This is a genomic window from Aliiglaciecola sp. NS0011-25, assembly GCF_040370605.1.
In the GTDB taxonomy this organism is placed as follows: domain Bacteria; phylum Pseudomonadota; class Gammaproteobacteria; order Enterobacterales; family Alteromonadaceae; genus Aliiglaciecola; species Aliiglaciecola lipolytica_A.
Genome location: NZ_BAABWR010000009.1, coordinates 15,096 through 33,985, shown reverse-complemented (window position 1 = coordinate 33,985; position 18,890 = coordinate 15,096). Strand labels below are relative to the sequence as shown.

Genomic DNA, 18,890 nt, shown 5'->3' with positions numbered 1-18,890 from the left:
ATGAAGTATTATGTTGTATTAATCGCACTATTATTAACTGGTTGTAGCTCCTTCAAAAATATCATTCCGCCTGGCACTGAACAGGCAATAGTAATCGAAGATTCAGCCACCTTGAAAGAGCTTAAAGGCTTACCTAAACCTTTTGGTTCTATACCCGTTTCCGTTTACGCGTTCAGAGACCAAACAGGGCAATATAAACCAAGCACTGGCGCCAGCTCATTTAGTACCGCTGTTACTCAAGGTGCAACCTCTATTTTAATGCAGGCACTAAGTGAAACGGATTGGTTTTTACCGGTGGAGCGGGAAGGCTTGCAGAATATTTTAACCGAAAGGAAAATCGTAAGGGCGGCGATACAAGGGGATAACAACACAAATGAAAGTACCGAATTACCACCATTAACCACGGCTAAAATTATCATTGAGGGAGGAATAATTAGTTATGACTCTAACATTAAGACAGGTGGGTTTGGCGCGGAGTATTTTGGGATTAATGCGTCTGAATTATTTAGAGAGGATCAAATCTCCGTTTACATGAGGGCGATTGATGTTCGCACAGGACAAGTCTTAGTGTCAGTATCAACAAGTAAAAAAGTACTCAGCAAAGAGATTCGAGCTGGTCTATTCCGTTATATCAGTTATAAACGTTTAGCGGAAATTGAAGCAGGTTATACTACCAATGAACCTATGTTTACCTGTGTTCAACAAAGCATTGAAAAGGCAATTTCTGAGTTGGTGTTAAAAGGCATTGATAAAGGGGTTTGGAAAGCGCGAGCCTAGTTATTCATATCTTAAATTTGCGGGCCGCCCGTTAAAGTTAAATGAACAAATGAAACAGCCTAGCAGGCTGTTTCATTTGTTTGCCTAGACCAAGTAATTAGCTCCACTCTGTTTCTGCAATTAGTTTTTCTAAAAATACTATAAATGTGAGTTTTCACTGTATTGACGCTTATGTGAAGTTGGTCAGCTATTTCTTGGTTTTGAGCACCTTGGCTTATGTATTTGACAATAGTTTGTTCGCGTTTGGTTAATGACTGCTGCCAGAATCCTGTTTGACTTCTATCGACTATTTCATTGGAAAAATTGGCATCATTTAACATTTCGTTAATTAACAACTCTAGCGCATTTCTGCGAAACCATTTCCTGTCTTGTTTAATGGTGTTAATGCCTTTTATGACATTTTCTAATTTGTCGTCAGCGTAAAATATACCGGTGACCCCTTGCTTGATGGCAGCAATTTCGAAGTCCAAATTATTCGTTGAATTAAAGAAAATAATTTTGATTAGGTTTTTATATTTTAGAACCGGAACTTGCTGAATTGAACTTTTGTTAATTGACTTACAATCAACAAATATAACGTCGAAGGACGCAATATAATCAGATTTGGGGCAAAAGCTACCAACCTGCAAGTCAAAACCACATGCATCAACGAGGTCTAAAAAATGGTTTAATTTACAATGCCGTTTTTTGCTAATATCGTCTTTTTGTGGAGAAATTACAAACGCTCTATTTCCTTGCATAACCCAGAGTCCTTTTTGAGAGTTTACTCTCTTTTTATTATGACACTTTACGGTAGTGTAACGATTAGAATACATACAAGGGCTCAGAAGCGCAAGAATTCTCGGTAAAAAATATATACCTGCGTTTGTTTGAATTTTGTACAAAACAGAATTGTTAAAATAAAGTAAATTAAATTAGTTACTTAGCTACTCGTTCGCTTTCTATTCGTTTTCATTAGTAAAAAATTAGACTAATCCAAGGGCTATTTACAAGCCCTTAAATTTGCGCATTTTGTCGAATAAGATTGTGGTAAACGTTGTGTAAACTATCTAATTCTGCACGATTGATAGTGTCATTTTGCATTAATACTTGGATGGTCCTATCTAGCTGATAAAGAGACTGGCGTAAGCTCACGTCAGCTACCATACTTTGTATCCAAGTGATTGCTGCTAGCCTTACACCTTTCGTTACCTGCGTCACTTTATGTAAACTGCTTGAGGGATATAACACCGCATCACCAGCTTGTAATTTCACTGCTTGTTCACCGAACTCGGTTGTAATGATTAATTCGCCACCTTCATATTCTTTGGGGTCACTTAAGAATAACGTCATCGACAAATCACTGCGCATCACTGTTTGACTGTTTGGGATCCGCATAATGGCAGCATCAACATGAAAACCGTATTGTTGTTGCCTCTCATAACGATTAAAACAAGGCGGGAAAATATGTTGGGGAAGGGCAGCAGAAACCAATTCTGGGGTTTCGCCCATGCGCGCTAAGAGGCTATTAACCAATTGGCGCACATTTGCATCTTCGGGATCTGCTTGGGTGTTGTGTTTTACTGAACTTGCCATTCCTTTAGCTGTAGTTCCGCCGTCTTGCCATTGCAATTCATTTAGCACTTGACGGTAAACATTCACCTCACCTTGAGATAGAAGTTGTTCAATCACAACCATTGTTATTTCCTTCTTAATTAAAATTCGTAGGTTAAACCAGCACGAACGCTTCTGCCGTCACCAATATACATGAAAGAACCTGAGCGATATGCTGCTGTCCAGTACTCTTCATCCAGTAGATTACCCACATTTAAACGTAACGTCAGATCTTCAGAAACGTAGTAGTTAGCAAACAAATTAACCACACTGTAGGATGGCACTACTATTGAGTAAGCTCCTATGTCATCATCGTAGCCAGCTGCCGTGTCTGGTTGTCCACCATACATTTCACTTTTGTAGGTGTAATCTCCACCTACTACGAAACTCTCTGTAGGCTGATAACGCAATTGCACGTAATAACTGTTATCCGCAAAGTTACTCAAAGCGCGACCAATATTCTCGTCATTAAATGATTCCAAGACTTCTGAATCCATAAATGCCGCACTAAATTGAACGCTAAGTTGCTCAGTAATCTCACCCGTTAAGCCAAACTCTATCCCTTTTACTCGGTTTTTCCCTGTATTTAACGAACCTAGACTGGAATAAGCATCGCCTACACTTTCCATTACGTCACTTTTGGTTATCTGAAAAATGGCGGCTGTAGCTAACAATTCATCATCCATAAATTGCCATTTTGTACCCACTTCAATATTTTCAATTCGTTCAGGGTCGGATTGTTGCGCTTGATCTGGTGTGCCGCAAAGGCCACCATATCCGCAGTTGGCACCTAAATCGGATTCACCACCGTTAATATTGGTAGCAGTGCTGTATGTAGAATAAAAATTAATGTCTTCATCCAGTTGATAAACCAAACCGATATGTCCGTTAGTTAGATCATCCGAATAGGCAAATAGTTGTTCTCCGCTGCGGCTGTTTGTATCGTTACTATAGTCAAAGCTATCTTGGCGTAGACCTATAAACAGTTCCCATTGCTTATTAAGTTCAATGTTATCCATTACGTAAAACGCTGTGGTTTGTATGTCGAATACTGCATCTGAGTCACCTTCAACATAGCTACGATTCATTAAGTTACTTGCATCGCTGACCACGTTTCCATTTCCGTCCAGCGCGCAATATCCGCTGCTGACGCCATTTCGACCATTCACTAAGCAATTACCTTCGTTACCGTAGGTAATATTATAAACACCGTTGTCCACTGACTCATCTGAATACTCAAATCCGAACACGACTTTGTGATTTACGCCTAATAATTTAGTGTTCCAAAATAGATTAAATTGACTGGCAACATAATCGACTTCTTGATTACCTTGGTGCGTACTTAAGGTAATAGTGTCTGCATTAGGCGCTTCAGGATCTGTTTCGTCTCGTGTGCTGCCGCTAGCGCCAGTCGTTAGGTAGCCATTCTCGGTTTTACCTACACGAGTGGCATTATAAATACGCCATTGGTCATTAATTTCGTAGTTTGTGAATAATGTTAGCGCGTATACTTCACTATCTAAAAAGTCTTCTGATTGAGCGTAAACTGGAATATCGGAAACTGGCTCTCTAGCCACTCTATCAAAATAACTGCCGAGATCAGGTACGTCTTCCGCCTGCATATAATAGGCGTCTGCACTGAAAGACAATTTGTCAGTAGGCAAGTAAGTCGTTGAAAGTAATAAACCTTCGCGATTTCTCACGATACCTTCGCGGCCAGGTGCATCTTCATAAGCATCTAAACCGTTAATCCGAAACGCTAAATTCTCAGAAACAGCCATATTAGTATCGATAGTAATTCGATGATATTCATCCGTTCCTATTGCAGCATCTACACGGCCAAAATTATACGAAGGATCTGCTTTTTTAGTAATACTATTAACCGCACCACCTGAAGAACCGCGTCCAGCAAACGTAGCGCTGGGGCCTTTAGTGATTTCAATTTGGTCGGTTGCAAAACTTTCACGGGTGGTCATTCCAGGATCGCGTAATCCGTCAACGAATACATCACTGCGAGCTTCATGTCCACGAATTACATACCTATCCCCAAAGGCATTACCATTTTCGCCTGTACCTAAGGTAACTCCTGATTGGGTTGACAGTATTTGCTCTAGATCAGTGCGACCGGACTCTAAAATTTGGTCTTTTGTTAATACCGTTATGGTTTGGGGGTATCGGCGAGATCAATGACTCTTCGTACGTCACCTGACTTTTTCACATTATAAATAGAGTGACGAACACCGTGTACTTTAATTTTTTCTAAAGATTCAGCTTCTTTTGCACATTCAACTTCACTTTTCCCTTCAATTTTACAAGTGTCAGTGTCTTCAGCATAAACGAGAGTTGAACCGAATGTTAACGCGGCCATTAGAGCACTTGATCCCAAGCGTCTTTTGTCTATTGCAGCTAATGGTTTTATCTTCGGTTTAAGTTGGGATGTGTCGCGCATTAATATTCCTTAGTTGTTTTGAGAAAATGATGTGTTTTTTTATTCTAAAACAAATAAACACGCTAATGCAAATGATATCTATTATCGTTTAGATTTGTATGGGTTGGGGAGGAATGATAATCCATCAGCTGAAATTAGTGTTGTAGTAATCACAATAAAGTAGGGCTTTTATCAATCGAACAGAGATGTCAACGGCCAATAGTTTATAATTAATTTAGGCAACAATTCGCTGGTTTATTTTACGGTTGGAATACCTGTATTTCCAAGTGGTTGGTCCTGCTTGATGGTTTCAACATATCGTAGAAGTTATGTTAGGATTCACATACCAAGTGATTAAATCTGCTTTTTTCTTCAATCCCCTGGAGTTTAATGACGATGCACGGGCCTTTCCATCGGAAACTGCGAGACATGATGTCCCGCGAAGAATCGATTGCCGTTATCTAACAACCTTGGTTTCATAACACCATTTAAGTAAAGATGATGCTGCGTAATTGGCAGTAGATTTAACATACAACCTAGCTACAAAGCTTACACATTATAAGGCTAATTTGATGTCAGAATTAGATCGACAAGTATTACGTTCTTTACCCAAAGAGATTCGTCAACCAGAATATGACCTGGAAACAACTGCGCGCGGTATTGTGCATTTAGGCCCAGGAGCATTTCATCGAGCTCATCAAGCTGTTTACACTGATTTAGCTATGTCTGCGCAAGGCGGAAACTGGAAAATTGATGGGGTATCGTTACGTAGTAAAGATCTACGAGATAAGTTGAAAGATCAAGATAACCTATATTCACTGATGGTGTTGGACGACTCACCTTATGTCCAGATTATAGGGGCCTTTAATCAAATTTTTGTTTTGGGTGAGCAGCGTAAGCAAGTGATGGATGCTATGACCGATCCCAATACGCATATTATTTCGTTAACCGTTACAGAAAAAGGCTATTGCCTGAGCAATAAGGGCGAACTTGATTGGCAGAATACCGATATCAAACATGATTTGGCTAACCCCGAAGCGCCTATTTCAGCGATCGGTTTGTTAGTCGCAGCATTAAAGGTACGTTTTGCCCAACAAAATGCACAACTGACCATTATAAGTTGCGACAATGTATCTGATAATGGTGATAAGCTGGCCAAAGCGGTGATGACTTTTGCTGCAGAGGTTTCAACACCATTAGCTAACTGGATAGCGCAAAATATTTGTTTTCCCAACACTATGGTAGACAGTATTACACCTGCCACAAATGACGAACTAAGAGCAACAACCAAAGGTAAAATCGGCGTTGAGGACGCATGGCCAATACAGCGTGAGTCCTTTAGCCAATGGGTAGTTGAAGATAAGTTCAGTGGACCTCGACCAGCTTGGGACAAGGTGGGTGTGACATTTACTGACGATGTTCACAAGTACGAAAGAGCAAAGCTACGGGTATTAAACGGTACGCATTCGACTCTAGCTTACCTTGGAACTCTGTGCGGACTGGAAACCGTTTATTCGGCGATTTGTATAGCGCCAATAGAACAGTTTATTAGAAAATTACTTTCCCAAGAGATATTACCTTCAATAGGTAACTCTGATGCTATGGATTTAGATCAGTATGCAGACGATATTATCAATCGTTATCATAATAAACATATTCGTCATCTGCTGGCACAGATAGCGTGGGATGGTTCGCAAAAACTACCTTTTCGAATTCTCAATGCAATTCGAGACAACATCAAAGAAGAAAGAAGCATATCATTACTATGTGTTCCTATCGCAGCTTGGTGTTTATTTGTTGGAAAACGTTACAAAGAGCAACAAGAGTTAGTTGATCCAATCGCTGAGACTTTACTTGCATTAGCACAGAAGCACGCTGACTTTCCGCTACAACTAGCCGATGCAATTATGGATTTGACCTCGGTATTTGATGATCTTACAACTAATGAGGAGTTTAGAAGCATAGTCAAACGTCACGTTTTGTCGCTGTCCTCAATTAATCAACATAACTTAAATGTTTGTTTAAGTGACTTGGCATGATGAGATTAGGTTTATGTAGTGAGATAATGGTTATTGAATAATAACCGTGCAAAATTTAAATAGCCTAGGGTTGCAGATATCTAATTTTTATCGCCGATTAGAATGATGTTTAAGTAACCCATTATATTCTTTACCTTGCATGTCAAGGCGTACGTCCGTATACTATGCCCATCTTTTGAGACGGGCTCCCTCTGAATTGGATAGTAACGTCTCGATTAGTTGGTTTAACTAGCTAAGAAACTGCAAGAAAAGACACTGATTTTTCTAAGATTACCTTATTGGTGAGTCGATTCTTGCGACCACTTATTCGACGGTCCGCACAACTTCTGTTTAGCGTCTCGCGCTCAGTTTGTTAAGCAGTCCATTAAAGTTGGATAGTGGGTTAGGGTCCAGAAACAAAAAGCCCCGCTTGTACGGGGCTTTTTGTTGTTATTATTGGTTTACTTTATCTGGGCTTTTCGCCCTTTTTTCGTATTTGGAGCTTTATTTTTGTCACAACTTGAACAAAAACTGACGGACATGTTAGTTGCACCAGTGGAAGCCATTGGCTTTGAGCTCGTGGGAATTGAATTTGTTCGTGCAGGAAAACACTCAACATTGCGTGTTTATATCGACCATCCAGATGGTATTACAGTAGATAATTGTGCTGACGTAAGTTTACAAGTTAGCGCAGTGTTAGATGTGGAAGATCCCATCACTACTGAATACAATTTGGAAGTGTCGTCTCCTGGCATGGATAGACCGCTTTTTAAAGAAGCACATTATCAGCAGTGTATTGGAGAGGTTGTGACAGTACGCTTACGTATGCCAATGAACGATAGAAGAAACTTTAAAGGTACATTGTTGAGTGTCGACAATGGAAATTTAACGGTAGAAGTTGATGGTCAAGAATACGTTTTAGCCGTGGCAAATATCGAAAAAGGTAATTTGGTTCCAACATTTTAAGAAAGATTCATATTAGCGCTTTCTTAGGGAAGCAATCAGTGAGGCAACGATGAATAAAGAAATTTTGTTAGTGGCGGAAGCCGTTTCAAATGAAAAGCAGGTTCCCAAAGAGAAGATCTTTGAGGCATTAGAATATGCTATTGCCAGCGCTACTAAAAAGAAAAATGAAGGCGAAATTGAAGTACGAGTTAACATCGACCGTGAAACTGGTGATTTTGATACTTTTCGTCGCTGGTTAGTTATTCCTGATGATCAGGTACAAGAAAACCCGTATGCAGAAATTACGTTCTCTGCAGCCCAAGTAGATGAACCTGAAATTCAATTGGGTGAGTTTATAGAAGACCAAATTGAGTCTATTAAATTTGACCGTATCACTACTCAAACCGCCAAACAGGTAATCGTGCAAAAAGTACGGGAAGCCGAACGTGCACAAATGATCGCTGAATACGAAGACCGTGTGGGTGATTTGGTTACTGGTACAGTGAAAAAAGTCAATCGCGACAATGTAATTGTCGATTTAGGTAATAACGCTGAAGGCGTTATTTATCGTGACGATATGCTACCTCGTGAAACTTTCCGTCCGGGTGACCGAGTACGTGGATTGTTATACGTAATTCGTCCTGAAGCTCGTGGAGCACAGTTGTTTATTAGCCGAACTCACCCAGATATGTTGGTTGAGTTGTTCCGTATAGAAGTACCTGAGATTGCAGAAGAGACTTTAGAAATTAAAGCTGCTGCTCGTGATCCAGGTTCACGGGCTAAAATTGCGGTGAAAACTAACGACAAACGTTTAGACCCTGTTGGTGCTTGCGTAGGAATGCGTGGATCTCGGGTTCAAGCGGTTTCTGGTGAACTTGGTGGTGAACGTGTTGACATCGTATTATGGGATGAAAATCCAGCTCAATTCGTAATCAACGCAATGGCACCTGCTGAAGTGGCTTCAATCGTTGTTGACGAAGATGCGGGCTCGATGGATGTGGCTGTTGAAGCCGACAACCTAGCGCAGGCAATTGGTCGTAGCGGTCAAAACGTACGTTTAGCCAGTCAGTTAACGGGATGGACATTAAATGTCATGACCGTTGAAGACCTGAACTCTAAGCACGAAGAAGAGAACTCAAAAGTATTAGGGGTATTTATTAATAGCCTTGATATTGATGAAGATTTCGCCGCTGTTTTAGTGGATGAAGGCTTCACAACTGTAGAAGAAATTGCGTATGTTCCTGCTAATGAATTACTAGCCATCGAAGGTTTCGATGAAGATATGGTTGAGGAACTTCGTGGTAGAGCGAGAGCTGCACTGACTACCCAAGCATTGGCAAATGAAGAGTCATTAGAAGCTTCTGAGCCAAAAGAAGAATTGCTAAACCTCGAAGGTATGGAGCGCCATGTGGCCTACGTACTAGCAAGTCGAGGAATTACAGACCTTGAAGGCCTAGCCGAACAAGGTACTGATGAAATAAGTGATATAGAAGAACTAGACGAAGAAAAAGCCGGACAGCTAATAATGGCTGCACGTAACATCGTTTGGTTTAGTGAAGAATAAGTAAGATCAACAAGAGGAATACAGCTATATGGCAGAAGTCTCCATCGAAAAACTAGCCACCGACATAGGAACTCAAGTTGATCGCTTAGTTCAGCAGTTTGCAGACGCAGGTTTGACTAAAAAAGTAGGTGATATGATCACTGAAGATGAAAAGCGTCAATTGCTTGATCATTTGAGCAAATCTCACGGTGGCAATGGTTCTGAAGGACCAAAGCGCATGACCTTGCAACGCAAGACTACCAGTACGTTAAGTGTGGGTAAGTCGAAAGCTGTTAAAGTTGAAGTGCGTAAAAAGCGCACATACGTTAAACGTACTGATGTCGAAGAAGCGCGTTTAGCCGAAGAAGAAGCTAAGCGTAAAGCGCAAGAAGCGCAGGAAAAACTTGAAGCAGAGCGTAAAGCAGCAGAAGAAGCGAAAAAAGCCGCTGAAGAAAAAGCAATCAAAGCCGCAGAAGCTAAAGCTAAAGCGGAAGCTGAGAAAGCGGCAAGAATAGAACAAGCGAAAAAGGATGCTGCTGCTCGTCAAAAAGAAGAAGTGCAGTTATCACCGGAAGAAAAAGCAGCGCAAGAAGAAGCAAGACTTGAAGCTGAACGCATTCGTAAACTTCAGGAAGACGAAGCTCAGCGCAAACTTGAAGAAGATGCGAAAAAAGCGGCTGAAGAAGCAAAACGCTTAGCAGAAGAAAATGAGCGTCGTTGGAAAGAAGAAGAAGAGCGTCGTAAAAAGCAGGAAGCTGAAGAAGTGCATTTGCACTCTAACCGTTACGCTCAAGAAGCTGAAGATGAAGAAGATGCGCAAGTCGAGCGCGGTTCTCGTCGTCGTAAAAAATCGAAAAAGAATGCTGGCGCCGATCTTAAGCACGGCTTTAATAAACCAGCGCAACCTGTAGAACGTATTGTTCGTATTGGTGAAACTATCAATGTTGGCGAACTTGCCAGCAAGATGGCCGTTAAAGCCACAGAAGTTATCAAAGCGATGATGAAAATGGGTGAGATGGTTACCATCAACCAAGTATTAGACCAAGACACTGCTGTACTAGTAGTTGAAGAAATGGGTCATAAATACGAGTTGGTGAATGACAACGCATTAGAAGATGAATTGTTAGCTGGTAAGGCTTCTGGCGATAAAGAAAACAGAGCGCCAGTGGTGACTATTATGGGCCACGTTGATCACGGTAAAACGTCTTTGTTGGATTATATCCGCAGAGCGAAAGTAGCCGATGGTGAAGCGGGTGGAATTACCCAGCACATTGGTGCCTACAGTGTTGAAACAGATAATGGTCGTATTGCATTTTTAGATACCCCTGGACACGCCGCGTTTACTGCAATGCGTGCTCGTGGAGCAGTCGCAACAGATATCGTTATCTTGGTTGTTGCCGCAGACGATGGCGTAATGCCACAAACAAAAGAAGCGGTTCAGCATGCAAAAGCTGCTGGCGTACCTTTGATTGTTGCGGTTAACAAAATGGATAAAGAAGCAGCCGACCCAGATCGTGTTAAGACTGAATTATCGCAACTTGAAGTTATTTCAGAAGAATGGGGTGGTGAACACCAATTCGTAAACGTATCTGCGAAAACAGGTATGGGCATCGATGAGCTTCTAGAAGCGATTTCGTTGCAAGCTGAACTACTAGATTTACAAGCCGTACCAACAGGCCCAGCAAAGGGTATCGTGATTGAATCTCGCCTTGATAAAGGTCGTGGACCAGTTGCTTCTGTGCTTGTACAAGAAGGTGAGTTAAAAGCGGGTGATATCTTGCTTTGTGGTATTGAATACGGTCGAGTTCGTGCGATGCGCGACGAAAATGGTCATGAAGTAACGGTTGCCGGTCCTTCAACTCCAGTAGAAGTGCTAGGTTTGTCTGGTGTTCCTATTGCAGGTGAAGATGCCTTAGTTGTGCAAGATGAGCGTAAAGCTCGTGAAGTTGCAAGTAAGCGTCACACTAAGCAACGTGATTTGAAATTAGCTAAACAACAAAAAGCTAAACTTGAAAACATGTTTGCTAATATGGAAGCTGGTGATGTTAGCGAACTTAATGTTGTATTAAAAGCTGACGTTCAGGGTTCTGTAGAAGCAATTTCAGAATCGTTAACTAAACTATCTACTGATGAAGTAAAAGTCATTATTGTAGGTAGCGGTGTTGGTGGTATTACTGAAACTGATGCTAGTTTAGCTGCAGCCTCAAGCGCCATTGTGGTTGGCTTTAACGTTCGTGCCGATGCTACTGCAAGACGTATTATTGAAGCTGAAGAAATCGACTTACGCTACTACAGTGTTATTTATGACCTGATAGATGAAGTTAAACAAGCAATGAGCGGTATGCTTGCGCCTGAGTTCAAACAACAAATTATTGGTTTGGCTGAAGTACGTGATGTATTTAAATCACCGAAAATTGGTGCAATCGCCGGTTGTATGGTAACCGAAGGTAACATTAAACGTAGTGCACCTATCCGTGTTCTTCGTGAAAATGTGGTTATTTATGAAGGTGAACTTGAATCACTTCGCCGCTTCAAAGACGACGTACAAGAAGTGCGTAACGGTATGGAATGTGGTATCGGCGTGAAGAACTACAACGATGTTAAGGTCGGTGACCAAATCGAAGTATTCGAAACCGTAGAAGTAAAACGCGAAATTTAACCCTCGCGTTTCAATTTAATTTAAAACGGGGGCTTAAGCCTCCGTTTTTGACTGGAATTTAGGAGTGTCAGTATGGCTAGAGAATTTTCCCGCACTGAACGAGTTGGACAGCAAATCCACAAAGAAGTGGCCAGCATTTTCCAAAACGAATTTAAAAATCGTGACCCACGTTTAGGCATGGTGACTGTGTCTGGCGTTGATGTCTCTCGAGATTTAGCCCATGCAAAAGTCTATGTGACATTTTTTGAGACTGATGAAGAAAAACTGAAGTTATTCAATCAAATAATGGAAGATAACAAAGGCTTTATTCGCACTTTGTTAGCCAAGCGTATGCGTATGCGTGCGGTACCTGCATTGAAGTTTTATCAAGATACTTCAATTACCGAAGGTATTCGTATTTCGACTTTAGTGTCACAAACATTAAATGACGATAAAGAGCGCGCGTTGAAAGCAGGTCGTGACTTAGATAAAGAAGATCAGGAAACGGACGAAAATAATTAATGGCTAGAAAGCGTAAAGGTCGTGGGATTGACGGCATGTTATTGCTCGATAAACCCTTGGGATTATCTTCCAATGATGCTCTTCAGAAGGTTAAACGGTGTTTCAATGCTGCAAAAGCTGGGCATACCGGCGCGTTAGATCCCTTGGCAACAGGCATGTTGCCTATTTGTTTGGGGGAGGCTACTAAGTTTTCTCAGTTTCTACTTGATGCCGATAAAACCTATTCAGTAACGGCAACATTAGGAGTACGTACTACAACTTCTGATGCAGATGGTGAGGTTGTTGAAAGTAAACCTGTAGAGGTCACTAATGGGCAAATTGAAGAGGCCTGTTTGAGCTTTGTTGGTACATCTGATCAAGTACCTTCGATGTTTTCTGCTTTAAAGTATCAAGGTAAACCCCTTTACTCTTATGCAAGACAGGGTATTGAAGTACCCAGAGAAGCACGCAAAATCACTATCTATTCTTTGCAAATCGAAAAGATTGAAGACAATAAAGTCGATATGATAGTGCACTGTAGTAAAGGCACTTATATTCGATCTTTGGTGGACGATATTGGGCAACTATTAGGTTGTGGCGCATTTGTAAGCCGTTTACACCGCTCTAATGTGGCCGATTACCCGGCAGATAAAGTTATTACTTTAGATGAGCTGTTAGCGATGCGTCAGAGCATTGATGATAATGAATTAGATATAATGGATGACAGCAGTTTTGTAGCGTTAGATGCATTGTTATTGGCAATGGATTCGCCGGTTAAGGCGTTGCCAGAAGTTGAATTAGAAGCCGAACGAGCAAGTTACTTTTGTAATGGCAATCCAGTTAACGCTAAACAAGCTGTATCTTTTCCACTTGACTCTCAAGTTAGAGTTTATTCAAATGATTTGTTTCTAGGGGTTGGTTTCATTGATGATAATCAACAGATTGCACCTAAACGCTTAGTCGTAAGATAGTTTCCTCTTCGTTAGAATTAAACGTTTATATAAATTAAGACTCAGGAGAGACTGCAAATTTACCGCAGTTTAACCTGAGCTTTTTGTTTTCAGTGGACAATTATTTTTGCTTGATGGGCTGGCTAATCATAACCGCATCGGTAATTCTAAAAGGCGAAGGCATTATATTTTCGGCTCTCGGTGTAAATTGCGCCAATTGTTTTGGTAAATCTCGACTGGTTTCCACTAATCGTAATGTTGCTGGAAGCGTTTGTGGGCGATAATCGATCGTTATTTCAATCGGTTGCTGATCCGTCACAACGTAATACATCACAAAATTGTCTCGTTTTCTGCTGTTCTTTATTTCGAATGCTTTATGGTTAATTGCTAAACCAAAAATATCTATAGGTTCATCGCTTATTATTTCAATTGAGTCAATCGGACGATTCGGTTCGACTGTCAATACTAAGTGGATTACATCATTTTCATCTACTGAGCTACTTACGGTTACATTCGAGGGAGGAATATCAAGTGCTGTTGTGGCAGTTACATAATGAGCAGAACGACTCGCTCTAAAGGAGATTAAATCTTTTAAAAGGCTTGTGTTGGTGTCGTTTTCGGCGAAGAATTGTTGCACAAAACTGTCTAAATGCAGGTTATAGGAATATAACATGGCGTGTTTTGATTCGGTATCATAAACGTAATTGACACTACTTGGTTTTTTTCGTTCAACTGAATAGTCTGCGTTCAAATATATACCTACAAAACTAATGAATGCCCCAGCCAAGCAAAACAACTGAACGCTTCGAATACCTTTTACGACAAATAATATTGGCAATAACGTCATCAGTAATAGAGTACTCATAACTGTCGCAATAGCTAAATTCGAAAGCCCTAAACCCACTACAAAAACGGGTATCAAAGGCGATATTATGACTAATCCAGGTAAACTGAAAAGTGTGTAGGTTATTGCTTTTCTATTTGCAGTGGTTCTGTAGCGCAGAATGTTGCCAAAGATTGCAAGAGGAGTAACCGCTAAAATTATAAAAAAACCTGCACCGGTTAGAAAAATGGCTATCAAAATATTGATGCCAATCCACATTGCAATAATCGGTATATACCACTCAACTACCTTTATGCTAGGAAACTTCTTGGTCAATATTTGGTATGTCCAAATATTTAAAGCCATTGTAAGCAAGATTGCGGTAGCTAAAATGTAGTGGCCGCCGTAAGGAAAACCCTGTGGGATGTCATTGAATTGCGGATAAATCCATAACAAACCATGCCAACCGGCTACTCCAATGCAAACGGCAATTAGAAGACTTAAAATGAGTGGAATAGTAGCAATCAATATAGATTTAGCTTTAAGTTGTTTTTTCTTAATTGCAGTTATGGTCATCATCAAAAACACCAAAGCTACTAGAATACTCATGGGGAGTACCCACGAAAATGGATAATCATAAAGTGCAATGTTGGCAAAATTAAAGTACACCACATCTTTTTCTGACTTGAGTTTTTCTAAATCCGCGTTGGAAAAGTAAGGCAGTAGAGCAGATAGATAACTAATTTGGTGATTTAAACTAGACGCATCTAATCGGTTGGGGGTATCTTGGGCTGAATGGTAATCGAAGTGATCATCAATAAACGCAAAATTTACGCCGTTTATGTCTGCTCGTTGTCTAAATACAGTGAGATCTGTGTCATTTGGCAGCATTTTATAGATGCTATACATTAAAGAGTTGGCCGTTGGATAAAAAAGCTTTGCAGCAGCTAATTCTTTAACTAATTTTTTATTTCCCTGATTGGTTTCTAGTAACGTAAAGCTTGCGCCACCGGAGCCTCGCGCTTCAAAGTTTAGGATTAAGCCAATTTTATCTGCTATTGGGTGTTCAGTTACAAAACCTAGTGCGCCAAGTAAACCTTGTTCTTCTGCATCGGTAAAAATAATATAAATATCATTACTGTGGGGTAATCCACTTTCTAAAAAAGCTCGGATTGACTCAAGAATAGTCGACACACCGCTACCAGCATCACTTGCACCAGGAGAATATCCATTAGCGGAATCGTAATGGGACATTAATGCTAAACCTTTATTTCCCCCAGGCTGGGTTGTGGCCGGAATCTTCGCGATAATGTTTGCCACGTTTGATGCAACGAAATATTTTGACGACAGTGCTAACGTAGTTTGCACTTCGACCTCTAAATCAAGCTCTTCTAACTCATTAACAATATATTCTCGTACGTTGGTGTGCTCAATTGAACCTGTGAAATGGGGATATTCCGCTATTTTTGATAGGTGGGTCCGTATATTGGATGCGGATATATCCACACTGCCCATTTTGTATTGGGCATCATCGGAAGGCTTCTGAGCATTCCATGTAAGAACTACAGTGAATACAATTGCCATAATCACTAGGAAACTTATCAGTCTTGAAGCGTTCTTTTCGTAATTTGGCATGACATTCCTTTGTAGTGTTTGCCGCACAACTTGTACGACTTATGCAGAACTCATAATCCTTAGCTTAATGTAAAACAAAAAAGATACAAACTTCCATGCAACAATTAAAAATACCGGAAGATATTCCTGCAATCCGTATTTATACGTAATTTACCTTGATAAAAATGCCGGCATCGCTATAATACGCGCTCTTTCGACTCCGCTGAATTAGTGATCGGCGAGTCTTTATTTAATTTGGAGAAAAATATGTCACTAACTACTCAAGAAACTGCACAAATCATTGCTGACTTTGGTGTTAAAGAAGGCGATACAGGTTCACCTGAAGTACAAGTTGCTTTATTGACAAACAACATCAATAAATTGCAAGGTCACTTTGCTGATCATAAGAAAGACCACCACTCTCGTCGTGGTTTGTTACGTATGGTTAGTCAACGTCGTAAGTTACTTGATTACCTTAAAGGTAAAAACGTAGAGCGTTATCAAGATCTTATCAAACGTTTAGGTCTACGTCGTTAATTCGATTAGATACTACAGAAAGGCGCTTAAAAGCGCCTTTTTTGATCCAGCTTGAAAAATTAGCTATTGTTTTTTGCTTTCCAATTGACTGAAAAATTCCTCTCGCTCGCTTTCCGACAAAATACCAACAAAAGGGGAGTGGCGTCGTAATTTATTCATTTGTTCATTTACAGTACAAAGCTGCGAAACCAAACTGGGCATGTTACTTTTAAGTTCCAGTATTGACCACCAATCTAAATATACTCCGCGATAAATTAATCCTGCTTTAAATCGTGATTCTAGCTTTTCTTCAACCAATTGAATCAACTCGGGAAACTGCAATAGTTTTTCGCCAATACGCTGGTGAATAGCCAATAAATTATCATCAATGGCGCTAGGTTGTTTGCTACCACTTCTGCCTGTTCTCATGGGAAACTCTCGAATCGAATTGATTTCAACTACTGGTTTTCATCTAATAAAGGTGCAAGCATAGACTCTAATCCGTTGAGTTTTATTTCATACATCAAAGCCAATTGCTCCCCCAGTTTTCCTTCTGGAAATCCTTTTTGGTGAAACCACACCAAATAAGGCTCAGGTAAGTGCAGCAGTTTTCGTCCTGCGTATTTACCAAATGGCATTGTTTGGTTTACTGCTTGTTTTATAACTGTTGGATCAAACATTAGGGCGCTTCATTCTAATCGTGGTGTTCTGAGTTTTGCTGAGTATCCCAAAGCTTCTTATATAAGCCATTTTGGTTTAAAAGCTCGGAATGTGTACCTTGTTCTACTACAGCTCCATTATCAACCACTACAATTTTATCTGCGTCAATAATGGTTGAAAGACGATGGGCAATCACGACACTTGTGTGTCCCTGCGAGACTTCTTTGATGGCGTCTAAGATTGCTTTTTCTGACTGACTGTCTAATGATGAAGTGGCTTCGTCAAAGACTAGAATAGGTGGTTTTTTAAGTATAGTTCTAGCGATTGCTACCCGCTGTTTTTCGCCACCAGATAGTTTAAGTCCACGCTCACCTACTTGGGTCTCAGCACCTTTGGGTAAGCTGTCTACAAATTTTCTTAAATGGGCTAAATCAATGGCTTGTTGAACTTCGTCATCTGAGGCTGTCGGTCGACCGTATCGCACGTTTTCAAATATGCTGTCGTTAAATAAAACGGTATCCTGCGGCACTATACCAATGGCTTTTCTCAAGGACTGTTGTGACACTTGACTGATATCTTGATTATCAATCAGTATTTTTCCCGTTGTTACATCGTAGAAACGAAACAATAGCTTAACTATCGTTGATTTTCCTGCACCGCTTTCACCCACAACGGCGATTTTTTTTCCTGCATCTATACTGAATGATAAATTATTCAGAATAGGACGATCATTGTTATAACAAAACCCAACGTTGGAAAAGGTTATTTGTGCTCCAGATACCTTTAAATCATTGTCTTTATGATTATTTTTAACTTCGGGGGACTTTCCAAGCAGAGCAAATAAATTTTCGATATTTGCCAGTGAGCCTCTAATTTCACGGTACACAAATCCCAAAAAATTTAACGGCATAAATATCTGCATAGTGAATGCGTTTATTAGAACAAAGTCACCAATTGTCATAACGCCATCTGCAACACCATATGCAGCCATTGCCATCATGGCTGTCATTGCGATGGCAATGATCAATGCCTGTCCACCATTTAGTGCAAACAGTGATAATCTATTTTTACGTCTGGCACTTTCCCAACCAGCTAAGTCCTTATCATATCGCTCAGCTTCATACGCTTCGTTATTGAAATATTTTACCGTTTCATAATTCAGCAGGCTATCAATGGCTCGTGTATTGGTGCTGGAATCAGCAAGGTTCACTTCACGAACATATTTGGTGCGCCAGTCAGTGGCTTTCATGGAAAATATCACGTAGAACACTACTGACAATAGAATGACTATGGCGAAGTTAAAGCCGTAATTATAGAACAACAAACCTACCACCATGGCTATTTCTATCAGCGTTGGCCCAATATTGAATACCATAAAGCGCATTAGGAAACTTATTCCGCTAGTGCCTCTTTCTATGTCTCTGGTGAGTCCGCCTGTTTGCCTATTGAGGTGAAAATCTAAGTCGAGGCTATGCAGATGCTCAAACACACGTAAACCGACTCTGCGCATCGCTCTTTCTGTAACTCTGCCAAAAAGGGTATCTCTTATTTCACCAAACAAAACGTTGGCAAGGCGCAATGTGCCATAGGCGATGATCAGTGCAATAGGCGCTAGAATTAATTGCTCGGTTTTTGAGTTTAGACTATCCACAGTGTGTTTCAGTACGAAGGGAAGCCCAACACTGGCTACTTTAGCTGCAACTAAACAAAGAAACGCGAGTAAAACTCGTTGTTTAAACTCTAATAAATAAGGCCAAAGTTGCTTGAGGACCAGCCAGTTGACTGGGGTATCGGGATCAATTGGTATTCTTCGTGAACGCATATTGCTGCTGCACAGATAAAATGTGCAGGTAGTTTATCAGAAAAGCTGGTTAACTTAATCCT

16 protein-coding genes are annotated in these 18,890 nt (G+C 40.6%); 8 read left to right on the top strand and 8 right to left on the bottom strand.

The window, feature by feature from the left end:
• Window positions 1-777 (top strand): CsgG/HfaB family protein, encoded by a 777-nt coding sequence (locus tag ABWV72_RS09330; protein ID WP_216047407.1) that lies wholly within the window; start codon window positions 1-3, stop codon window positions 775-777.
• 59 nt (window positions 778-836) lie between these two features.
• Here the strand turns inward: ABWV72_RS09330 and ABWV72_RS09325 are convergent, their stop codons facing one another.
• The 4 genes from ABWV72_RS09325 to ABWV72_RS09310 all read right to left on the bottom strand — a co-directional run bounded on the left by ABWV72_RS09325 (window position 837) and on the right by ABWV72_RS09310 (window position 4,819).
• Window positions 837-1,517, bottom strand: coding sequence for a helix-turn-helix transcriptional regulator (locus tag ABWV72_RS09325; protein ID WP_353370184.1), 681 nt, complete (start codon window positions 1,515-1,517; stop codon window positions 837-839).
• A gap of 256 nt (window positions 1,518-1,773) precedes the next feature.
• A complete protein-coding gene (locus tag ABWV72_RS09320; protein WP_216047409.1) occupies window positions 1,774-2,454 on the bottom strand; it encodes a Fe2+-dependent dioxygenase in 681 nt (226 codons plus the stop codon).
• 17 nt (window positions 2,455-2,471) lie between these two features.
• Window positions 2,472-4,508, bottom strand: coding sequence for a TonB-dependent receptor (locus tag ABWV72_RS09315; RefSeq protein WP_353370335.1), 2,037 nt, complete (start codon window positions 4,506-4,508; stop codon window positions 2,472-2,474).
• A 20-nt stretch (window positions 4,509-4,528) separates the two neighbouring features.
• Window positions 4,529-4,819: a hypothetical protein gene (locus tag ABWV72_RS09310; protein WP_353370182.1), complete on the bottom strand. Its 291-nt coding sequence runs from the start codon at window positions 4,817-4,819 to the stop codon at window positions 4,529-4,531.
• A 551-nt stretch (window positions 4,820-5,370) separates the two neighbouring features.
• Here ABWV72_RS09310 and ABWV72_RS09305 point away from each other — a divergent pair.
• The 6 genes from ABWV72_RS09305 (at window position 5,371) to truB (ending at window position 13,414) form a co-directional block, all read left to right on the top strand.
• Window positions 5,371-6,837, top strand: a complete 1,467-nt coding sequence (locus ABWV72_RS09305) for a mannitol dehydrogenase family protein (protein WP_353370180.1) — start codon at window positions 5,371-5,373, stop codon at window positions 6,835-6,837.
• Window positions 6,838-7,326: 489 nt separating this feature from the next.
• A complete protein-coding gene (gene rimP, locus ABWV72_RS09300; protein ID WP_216047412.1) occupies window positions 7,327-7,782 on the top strand; it encodes a ribosome maturation factor RimP in 456 nt (151 codons plus the stop codon).
• Window positions 7,783-7,831: 49 nt separating this feature from the next.
• Complete coding sequence (gene nusA / locus ABWV72_RS09295; RefSeq protein WP_216047413.1) at window positions 7,832-9,325, top strand: transcription termination factor NusA; 1,494 nt, start codon at window positions 7,832-7,834, stop codon at window positions 9,323-9,325.
• A gap of 28 nt (window positions 9,326-9,353) precedes the next feature.
• The gene (infB, locus tag ABWV72_RS09290; protein WP_216047414.1) at window positions 9,354-11,963 is read left to right on the top strand and encodes a translation initiation factor IF-2; all 2,610 of its coding nucleotides are present in this window, start codon (window positions 9,354-9,356) and stop codon (window positions 11,961-11,963) included.
• Between the two features lie 72 nt (window positions 11,964-12,035).
• Window positions 12,036-12,464, top strand: a complete 429-nt coding sequence (gene rbfA, locus ABWV72_RS09285) for a 30S ribosome-binding factor RbfA (protein WP_216047415.1) — start codon at window positions 12,036-12,038, stop codon at window positions 12,462-12,464.
• Entirely contained in the window at window positions 12,464-13,414 is a 951-nt protein-coding gene (truB, locus tag ABWV72_RS09280) for a tRNA pseudouridine(55) synthase TruB (RefSeq protein WP_353370176.1), read from the top strand. The genes rbfA and truB overlap by 1 nt, the downstream gene beginning before the upstream one ends.
• 100 nt (window positions 13,415-13,514) lie before the next feature.
• Here the strand turns inward: truB and ABWV72_RS09275 are convergent, their stop codons facing one another.
• On the bottom strand, window positions 13,515-15,851 hold the full coding sequence (locus tag ABWV72_RS09275) for a M20/M25/M40 family metallo-hydrolase (RefSeq protein WP_353370174.1): 2,337 nt from the start codon (window positions 15,849-15,851) through the stop codon (window positions 13,515-13,517).
• Window positions 15,852-16,097: 246 nt separating this feature from the next.
• On the opposite strand from ABWV72_RS09275, the gene rpsO reads away from it, so the two are divergent.
• On the top strand, window positions 16,098-16,367 hold the full coding sequence (gene rpsO, locus ABWV72_RS09270) for a 30S ribosomal protein S15 (protein ID WP_216047418.1): 270 nt from the start codon (window positions 16,098-16,100) through the stop codon (window positions 16,365-16,367).
• A 63-nt stretch (window positions 16,368-16,430) separates the two neighbouring features.
• Here the strand turns inward: rpsO and ABWV72_RS09265 are convergent, their stop codons facing one another.
• From ABWV72_RS09265 to ABWV72_RS09255, 3 genes are read right to left on the bottom strand one after another with little or no spacing between them, the layout of a single operon-like run.
• Window positions 16,431-16,775, bottom strand: a complete 345-nt coding sequence (locus ABWV72_RS09265) for a hypothetical protein (protein WP_353370172.1) — start codon at window positions 16,773-16,775, stop codon at window positions 16,431-16,433.
• Between the two features lie 29 nt (window positions 16,776-16,804).
• Window positions 16,805-17,026, bottom strand: a complete 222-nt coding sequence (locus ABWV72_RS09260) for a DUF3820 family protein (protein ID WP_216047420.1) — start codon at window positions 17,024-17,026, stop codon at window positions 16,805-16,807.
• A gap of 14 nt (window positions 17,027-17,040) precedes the next feature.
• A complete protein-coding gene (locus tag ABWV72_RS09255; protein ID WP_216047421.1) occupies window positions 17,041-18,828 on the bottom strand; it encodes an ABCB family ABC transporter ATP-binding protein/permease in 1,788 nt (595 codons plus the stop codon).
• Window positions 18,829-18,890 lie beyond the last annotated feature (62 nt).

Excerpts from the sequence above, each read along its gene's own strand:
- ABWV72_RS09330 (WP_216047407.1), top strand. The coding sequence starts at position 1 with ATGAAGTATTATGTTGTATTAATCGCACTATTATTAACTGGTTGTAGC.
- ABWV72_RS09320 (WP_216047409.1), bottom strand. The coding sequence starts at position 2,454 with ATGGTTGTGATTGAACAACTTCTATCTCAAGGTGAGGTGAATGTTTAC.
- ABWV72_RS09255 (WP_216047421.1), bottom strand. The coding sequence starts at position 18,828 with ATGCGTTCACGAAGAATACCAATTGATCCCGATACCCCAGTCAACTGG.
- ABWV72_RS09260 (WP_216047420.1), bottom strand. The coding sequence starts at position 17,026 with ATGTTTGATCCAACAGTTATAAAACAAGCAGTAAACCAAACAATGCCA.
- nusA (WP_216047413.1), top strand. The coding sequence starts at position 7,832 with ATGAATAAAGAAATTTTGTTAGTGGCGGAAGCCGTTTCAAATGAAAAG.
- ABWV72_RS09325 (WP_353370184.1), bottom strand. The coding sequence starts at position 1,517 with ATGCAAGGAAATAGAGCGTTTGTAATTTCTCCACAAAAAGACGATATT.
- ABWV72_RS09305 (WP_353370180.1), top strand. The coding sequence starts at position 5,371 with ATGTCAGAATTAGATCGACAAGTATTACGTTCTTTACCCAAAGAGATT.
- ABWV72_RS09275 (WP_353370174.1), bottom strand. The coding sequence starts at position 15,851 with ATGCCAAATTACGAAAAGAACGCTTCAAGACTGATAAGTTTCCTAGTG.
- ABWV72_RS09310 (WP_353370182.1), bottom strand. The coding sequence starts at position 4,819 with ATGCGCGACACATCCCAACTTAAACCGAAGATAAAACCATTAGCTGCA.
- infB (WP_216047414.1), top strand. The coding sequence starts at position 9,354 with ATGGCAGAAGTCTCCATCGAAAAACTAGCCACCGACATAGGAACTCAA.
- truB (WP_353370176.1), top strand. The coding sequence starts at position 12,464 with ATGGCTAGAAAGCGTAAAGGTCGTGGGATTGACGGCATGTTATTGCTC.
- ABWV72_RS09265 (WP_353370172.1), bottom strand. The coding sequence starts at position 16,775 with ATGAGAACAGGCAGAAGTGGTAGCAAACAACCTAGCGCCATTGATGAT.
- rbfA (WP_216047415.1), top strand. The coding sequence starts at position 12,036 with ATGGCTAGAGAATTTTCCCGCACTGAACGAGTTGGACAGCAAATCCAC.
- rpsO (WP_216047418.1), top strand. The coding sequence starts at position 16,098 with ATGTCACTAACTACTCAAGAAACTGCACAAATCATTGCTGACTTTGGT.